Source organism: Streptomyces sp. NPDC088910 (assembly GCF_044749865.1).
Taxonomy (GTDB): Bacteria; Actinomycetota; Actinomycetes; order Streptomycetales; family Streptomycetaceae; genus Actinacidiphila.
On record NZ_JBIVIV010000012.1, the window covers coordinates 323,968 to 329,967 of the forward strand.

Here is a 6,000-nt window from a genome sequence, read left to right on the forward strand (position 1 = left end):
CGGGGAGGAGTACGGACCAGTGGTAAGGGGGAGGTATGCGGTGGTGCGTGGAAGGAAAGCTTCTTGTCCGTTGGTTCGGAAGGATTGCCCCACCGGGCCGCCGCGTCAAGGGCTGGGTCAAGGAAGTGAACGAAAAACAACTCACCCCCCGGTCAACGCTGTTACTAGGTCAAGGATTCGACCGCGAGTCATTGACATGAACATAGTCTGGACCTTTCAATCGCGGTACAGGCGCACGTCCCCCACCGTCGCGCACAAGGAAGGTCCCCCACATGATCAGATCCCGCACACAAATACCCTGGTCGCGCACCCTGTTGAGGCTGTTCGCGCTGTTCGCCGTGGTGCTCGGGGTACAGGCGGGGCCCGCGCACACCGCGCAGGCCGCCGACTTCAAGGTGATCGCCTTCTACGACGGCACGTACGACGCCGCCCACATCAACTTCGTCCACGAAGCGAACGCGTGGTTCCCGCAGCACGCGGCGCAGTACGGCTTCTCGTACACCTCGACCAACGACTGGAGCCAGCTCAACACCGCCAACCTGGCCCAGTACCAGGTGGTCATGTTCCTCGACAACGCCCCGCAGACCGCGGCCCAGCAGAGCGCGTTCCAGACGTACATGAACAACGGCGGCGGCTGGATCGGCTTCCATGTCGCGGCCTACAACGACGCGTCGTCCAACGGCTGGTCCTGGTACCACCAGACCTTCCTCGGCACCGGCACCTTCAAGTCCAACACCTGGGGGCCGACCGCCGAGACGCTGAAGATCGAGGACCCGAACCACCCGGCCACCGCGGGCCTGCCCGGCACGATCGCCTCGTCCGTCAGCGAGTGGTATAGCTGGCAGAACGACCTGCGGCAGAACCCGAACATCGACATCCTGGCCTCGATGGACCAGTCGACGTTCCCGATCGGGACCGACCCCAACCAGACCTGGTACAGCGGCTATTACCCGATCGTGTGGACCAACAAGAACTACAGGATGGTCTACAACAACTTCGGGCACAACGCGATGAACTACGACACCAACACCGCGCTGTCGTCCACCTTCGCCAGCGCCCAGCAGAACCAGTTGCTGATCCAGGAGATCCGCTGGGCGGCGGGCCAGAGCGGCCCGGTCACCCCGCCGCAGGGCGGCCCGACCGGCGCCATCCACGGCTACGGCGGCAAGTGCGTGGACATCGCGGGCGCCAGCAGCGCCAACGGCGCGGCCGTACAGCTCTACGACTGCAACGGCACCAGCGCCCAGACCTGGGCGGTCGGTTCCGACGGCACGCTCAAGGCCCTCGGCAAGTGCATGGACGTCACCTCGGCGGGCACGGCCAACGGCACCAAGGTGCAGCTCTACGACTGCAACGGCAGCGCCGCCCAGAAGTGGACGCGCAGCGGGAGCACGCTGGTGAACGCCGGGTCGGGCAAGTGCCTGGACGCGACGGGCCCCAGCAGCGCCAACGGCACCCGGCTCCAGATCTGGACCTGCGGCACGGGCGCCAACCAGCAGTGGACGCTGCCGAGTTGATCCCCCGGCCGGGCTGATCTCCGCGGCCGGCCGACACCCGAGCGGAGCCGGGCCACGGCCCGGCTCCGTACTCGTACGCCCCACGCCCACCTGAGGCCACACCCACCCCGGATGAACGCGGCGCGCGCCGGTCGCGTATTACTCCCACAGGGGTTGCGGCGTGCGCCGCCCCCGGGGGAGGGGACGACCGGTGACACCGGAAGAACGCGAAACCGGGCAGCACACCGAGCACTACGAGATGCTGGTGTCGTTCGCCCTCGGCCACGTGCGCGACCGCGCGCAGGCCGAGGACGTGGCCCACGAGACGCTGCTGCGCGCCTGGCTGCACCTCGGCCGGATCGAGCCGGGCAGCGCCACCGTCCGCGCCTATCTGCTGACCATCGCCCGCAATCTGCTGGCCGTGACACCGGGGGCCGGCTCGCCGCCGAACTCCCGCTGAGGGCCGCCGCGTCGGTACCGCTGAGCCCCGCCGCCCGGCCGGCTCACGCGGGATAGGCGTGCGTCTGGGCCGCCTTGACCGTCGCCCACACCTGCGCGCCCTCGTGCAGGCCCAGTTCGGCCACGGACACCGCCGTCAGGTCGGCGGTCAGCGGCAGGTCGTCGGCGCTTCCGGTGAGGGCGACACGGATCTGGTCGCCGTGCGACTCCAGGCCGCAGATCCTGGCCCGCCAGGTGTTGCGCGCGCTGGAGTCCGGCCGGTCGGTGGAGAGCGTGACCGCGCTCGGCGGGAAGGCCACGAAGGCGGGCCCCGTCAGCTCCTCCGTGGCGGTCACGGTCAGCTCCGGACCGAGCCGGACCGTGTGCCCCTCGGCCTCGCCCCGGTAGAGATTGAGCCCGACCAGCCGCGCGATGTAGTCCGTACGCGGACGGCGGGCGATCTCCGCGGGCGTGCCCTCCTGCACCACCCGCCCGTGCTCGATCACCACCAGCCGGTCGGCCAGCACCATCGCGTCCAGCGGGTCGTGCGTCACCAGCACCGCCACCGCCTCGAACGCGGCCAGATGGCGGCGCAGCTCCGCCCGTACGTCCAGCCGCGCGCGGGCGTCCAGCGCCGCCAGCGGCTCGTCGAGCAGCAGCAGCCGCGGCCCGGTCGCCAACGCCCTGGCCAGCGCCACGCGTTGGGCCTGCCCGCCGGACAGCCGCCGCGGCTTGACGCCCGCGTGGTCCGCGAGCCCCATCCGGTCCAGCAGATCCGCCGCCCGCGCCCGCGCGTCCGCCTTGGACGCGCCGTGGCAGCGCGGCCCGAAGGCGACATTGTCCAGCGCGGTCAGATGCGGGAAGAGCAGATAGTCCTGGAAGATCACACCGACCGGCCGGTCCTCGGCCGGCACCCGCCGCCGTACCGCCGGTTCCTCCAGTGTCCGCCCGTCGAGCCGCAGATGGCCGCCGGACAGCGGGGCGAGACCGGCCAGCGTACGCAGCGCGGTGGTCTTGCCCGCGCCGTTCGGACCGAGCAGCGCCAGCACCTCGCCGGGCGGCACCGACAGCCGTACGTCCAGCCGGAAGGTGCCGCGGTCCAGGACGAGACGCGCGTCGAGGCCGTCGGCGTCCTCGGCACCCCGCACGTCGGGCCCGTCCCCCTTGTCGAGTCTCATGACGCGGCCGTCCAGCGTTCGCGCAGCCCGGCGAGGACCGCGACGGAGACCGCGAGCAGGACGAGGCTGAGCGCGATGGCGGCGGCCGGATCGTCCTGGAGCGCCAGATACACCGCCAGCGGCATCGTCTGCGTACGGCCGGGGAAACTGCCCGCGAAGGTGATGGTCGCGCCGAACTCGCCCAGCGCCCTGGCCCAGGCCAGCACCGCGCCCGCCGCGACACCCGGTGCGATCATCGGCAGGGTGACCCGGCGGAAGGCGGTGAACCGCGAGGCGCCCAGCGTCGCCGCCGCCTCCTCGAACCGCGTGTCGGCCGCCCGCAGCGTCCCCTCGACGGTGATCACCAGGAACGGCATCGCCACGAACGTCTCCGCCACCACCACACCGGCCGTCGTGAACGGCAGCGTGACGCCGAACGCCGAGTCTAGCCAGCGCCCCACCACACCGTTGCGCCCCAGCGCCAGCAGCAGCGCCACACCGCCGACCACCGGCGGCAGCACCAGCGGCAGCGTCACCAGCGAGCGCACCAGACCGCGGCCGGGAAACGTCGTACGGGCCAGCAGCCACGCCAGCGGCACCCCGAACACCAGCGACACGGCGGTCGCCGTGGTCGCGGTCTCCAACGACAGCCGCAGCGCCGTCCACACCTCGGAACTGGTGAGCTGCGACGGCAGGCTCCGCCACGGCGCTCGGATCAGCAGCGCCAGCAGCGGCAGCAGCAGAAAGACGAGCGCGATCAGCGCGGGCAGCAGCAACGGCAGCGGGACACCGCCGCGGCTGCGCACGAAGCGGCGCCGCGGCCGGTGCCCGGGAAGGCCCGGACCGGCCGCGGCGCCCCACCGCTCCTGACCGGTCACGGGTTGAGGAAGCCCGCCCCGGTGAGCACCTTCTGGCCCTCGGCGGACCGCACCAGCGCGATGAACGCCTGCGCGGCCGTCCCGTTGGGCGCGTTCTTCAGCTCCACGATCGGGTACGTGTTGATCGCCTTCGCCGACTCGGGGAAGTCCACGCCCTGCACCTTGCCGCCCGCGGCCTTCACGTCGGTCTTGTAGACCACCGCCGCGTCGACCTCCTTCAGCTCCACCTTCGTCAGCGCGGCCTTCACGTCCTGCTCGTAACTGACCGGCGTCAGCTTCAGCCCGCTGTCGGTCAGCGCCGTCTGCGCGGCGGCCCCGCACGGCACCGTCTTCGCGCACAGCGCGACCTTGAGGCCGGACTTCGTCAGGTCCTTCAGCGACGCGATCTTGTCCGGGTTGCCGGGCAGCGTCGCGATCTCCAACTGGTTGCGCACGAAGGGGGCGGGAGTGCCCGCCGCGTCCTTGGCGTCGGTGACGATCTTCATCGTCTTCGTACTGGCCGCCGCGAAGACGTCAGCGGGCGCGCCCGAGGTGATGCTGGCCGCGAGCACGTCGCTGCCGCCGAAGTTGAACGTCACCTTCGTGCCGGGGTACGCGGCCTCGAACTGCTTGCCGAGCGTCGTGAAGGACTCCTTCAGCGACGCCGCCGCGAACACGGTCACGGAACCGGTGACCTTCGGCGTGGTCGCCGACGCGGAAGCGGAGGACGAGGCGGAGGGGGACGAGGACGAGGCGTCGGAACCCTTGTCCGAGGACGAGCAGGCAGTGAGCGCCAGCAGTACGGCGGCGCCGCCGACGGCCGCCACCATGCCGCGGCGCCGTTCGGTACGGATCATCACAGGAACTCTCTCTCTGCCGCGCACCAGGTCATTGTGACGATCATAGTGACGCATCTGCGAGGGATAAGTCTCCTGGCGCATTGCATAAGCCGCATGATCCAGCTGTCCGCCTCGTTTGTGCGATCACACAACCATGATGACGTCCAGGGTGCGGGGGCCGTGGACGCCTTCGACGCGGTCGAGTTCGATGTCGCTGGTGGCGGAGGGGCCTGAGATCCAGGTCTGGGGCCGGGTGGGGGCCAGGCGGGGGAGGGCCTGGGGGACCGAGGCGACGATCTGCGCGGGGGTGATGACGCAGATGTGGTGGTCGGGGACGAGGGTGATCCGGCGGCGGCCCTGGTCGGGGGAGGTGTCGAGCACGATGGTGCCGGTCTCGGCGATGGCCAGGGCGCAGCCGGTGATCACGGTGTCGATCGCGTCGAGGTCGTAGGTGGTCTGCTCGGGCCGGTCGGTGTGCCGCTCGGTGTCCGGGCCGATCGCGTCGAGCCAGTGCGCGGGCAGGCCCTGCGGGGTGACGACGCTGCGGCTGCCGCGCTCGGCGATCAGGCGGGCGACGGTCGCGGGCAGTCCGGTCTCGTCCGTGTGGTGGACGTGGGCCCGGTAGTCGGTGAGGTTCTCCGCGAGGAGGGTCGCGGTCTCCTGCGGGGTGCGGTCGGCGTGGGTGTGCAGGTAGTCCCTGGTGAGAGGGGTGTCGTGCGGGCGGTCGTCGCGGGGGACGTCCGCGAGGGCGTTGCGGATGCGGGTGAGGACGGTGTCGCGGGAGGTCACTGGCCGTTCTCCTCGGTCTGGGGGTGGTTGGCTGGTTGGTTTTTCTGCCACCAGTCGCGGAAGGTCTGCGGGGGGAGGGTGGGGAGGTCGCGGGTGGCGGTCCAGGCTTTGGCGGGTCCGGGGAGCCGTTGGGGGTGGAGGTGTCGGGTGCGGGTGGCGAGGCGCTGGCCCTGGCGCATGAGGGCGGGGTGGTCGAGTGCCCAGCGGGCGGCGCGCATGGTGGCGCGTTCGGCGGCGTGGCCTTTGGCGGGTTTGATCGTGACGCGTTGGCCGTCCTGGGTGGTGGTGGCGCCTTCGGCGACGCGTTCACGCAGGTGCACCAGGACTTCGGGGATGTTGATGGCGACGGGGCAGACGTCGTAGCAGGCGCCGCAGAGGGTGGAGGCGTAGGGGAGGGAGGCGTCGAGTTCGGTGGTGGTGGTGC

General features: G+C 71.0%; 7 protein-coding genes. 2 read left to right on the forward strand and 5 right to left on the reverse strand.

Annotated elements, in window-relative coordinates:
• The first annotated feature begins 272 nt into the window (after positions 1 to 272).
• Both ACIP4Z_RS26770 and ACIP4Z_RS26775 read left to right on the forward strand, forming a co-directional pair.
• Entirely contained in the window at positions 273 to 1,517 is a 1,245-nt protein-coding gene (locus tag ACIP4Z_RS26770) for a ThuA domain-containing protein (protein WP_401312220.1), read from the forward strand.
• A 190-nt stretch (positions 1,518 to 1,707) separates the two neighbouring features.
• A complete protein-coding gene (locus ACIP4Z_RS26775) occupies positions 1,708 to 1,956 on the forward strand; it encodes a sigma factor (RefSeq protein ID WP_355338762.1) in 249 nt (82 codons plus the stop codon).
• Between the two features lie 43 nt (positions 1,957 to 1,999).
• Here the strand turns inward: ACIP4Z_RS26775 and ACIP4Z_RS26780 are convergent, their stop codons facing one another.
• The 5 genes from ACIP4Z_RS26780 to ACIP4Z_RS26800 form a co-directional block, all read right to left on the reverse strand.
• The gene (locus tag ACIP4Z_RS26780) at positions 2,000 to 3,112 is read right to left on the reverse strand and encodes an ABC transporter ATP-binding protein (protein ID WP_401312224.1); all 1,113 of its coding nucleotides are present in this window, start codon (positions 3,110 to 3,112) and stop codon (positions 2,000 to 2,002) included.
• Entirely contained in the window at positions 3,109 to 3,969 is an 861-nt protein-coding gene (locus ACIP4Z_RS26785) for an ABC transporter permease (protein ID WP_391048694.1), read from the reverse strand. Before ACIP4Z_RS26785 ends, ACIP4Z_RS26780 begins: the two co-directional genes overlap by 4 nt.
• The gene (modA, locus tag ACIP4Z_RS26790; protein ID WP_355338771.1) at positions 3,966 to 4,805 is read right to left on the reverse strand and encodes a molybdate ABC transporter substrate-binding protein; all 840 of its coding nucleotides are present in this window, start codon (positions 4,803 to 4,805) and stop codon (positions 3,966 to 3,968) included. The genes ACIP4Z_RS26785 and modA overlap by 4 nt, the downstream gene beginning before the upstream one ends.
• Before the next feature lie 126 nt (positions 4,806 to 4,931).
• Positions 4,932 to 5,576: a lactate utilization protein C gene (locus tag ACIP4Z_RS26795; RefSeq protein WP_401312229.1), complete on the reverse strand. Its 645-nt coding sequence runs from the start codon at positions 5,574 to 5,576 to the stop codon at positions 4,932 to 4,934.
• Positions 5,573 to 6,000, reverse strand: a 428-nt coding sequence (locus ACIP4Z_RS26800; protein ID WP_401312231.1) for a lactate utilisation protein LutB domain-containing protein, incomplete at its 5' end; no start/stop codon positions are given. The genes ACIP4Z_RS26800 and ACIP4Z_RS26795, both read right to left, overlap by 4 nt.